Source organism: Burkholderia lata (assembly GCF_902499025.1).
GTDB lineage: Bacteria > Pseudomonadota > Gammaproteobacteria > Burkholderiales > Burkholderiaceae > Burkholderia > Burkholderia lata_C.
The window spans coordinates 1-899 of the sequence record NZ_CABVPW010000113.1 but is presented as its reverse complement, the minus strand read 5'-3'; the positions used below and the strand labels follow the sequence as shown (position 1 = coordinate 899).

The following is an 899-nucleotide window of genomic DNA, read 5'->3' as shown; positions in this document are numbered from 1 at the left end:
ACCATGAGCTATAACGCCCCCGTCAAGGACATGCTGTTCGTGCTGAAGGAACTGGCCGGCATCGACGCCGTTGCGCAGTTGCCGGGCTTCGAGGATGCCGGTTACGACACGGCGCAGGCCGTGCTCGACGAATCCGCGAAGTTCTGCGGCGAGGTGCTGGCCCCGCTGAACGTCGAAGGCGACCGCAACCCGAGCAGCTGGAAGGATGGCGTCGTGACCGCAACGCCGGGCTTCGGCGAAGCGTTCCGCCAGTTCGTCGAAGGCGGCTGGCAGGGGCTGCAGCATCCGTCCGAATACGACGGCCAGGGGCTGCCGAAGCTGATCGCGACACCGTGCATCGAGATGCTCAACGCATCGAACCTGTCGTTCGCGCTGTGTCCGCTGTTGACCGACGGCGCGATCGAGGCGCTGCTGACGGCCGGCACCGACGAGCAGAAGCAGCGCTACGTGCCGAAGCTGATTTCCGGTGAATGGACCGGCACGATGAACCTGACCGAGCCGCAGGCGGGCTCCGACCTCGCGCTGGTGCGCTCGCGTGCCGAGCCGCAGGGCGACGGCACGTACAAGGTGTTCGGCACGAAGATCTTCATCACGTGGGGCGAGCACGACATGGCGGACAACATCGTCCACCTGGTGCTGGCGCGCACGCCGAACGCGCCGGAAGGCGTGAAGGGCATTTCGCTGTTCATCGTGCCGAAGTTCATGGTCAACGAGGACGGGTCGCTCGGCGCGCGCAACGACGTGCACTGCGTGTCGATCGAGCACAAGCTCGGGATCAAGGCGAGCCCGACGGCGGTGCTGCAGTACGGCGACCACGGCGGCGCGATCGGCTACCTGGTCGGCGAGGAAAACCGCGGCCTCGAATACATGTTCATCATGATGAACGCGGCGCGCTTCGG

General features: G+C 65.9%; 1 protein-coding gene. It reads left to right on the top strand.

The features are described 5' to 3' along the window. Positions 1–3: 3 nt before the first annotated feature. A partial coding sequence (locus BDI24065_RS40875; protein ID WP_175035935.1) for an acyl-CoA dehydrogenase family protein occupies positions 4–899 on the top strand: 896 nt, incomplete at its 3' end.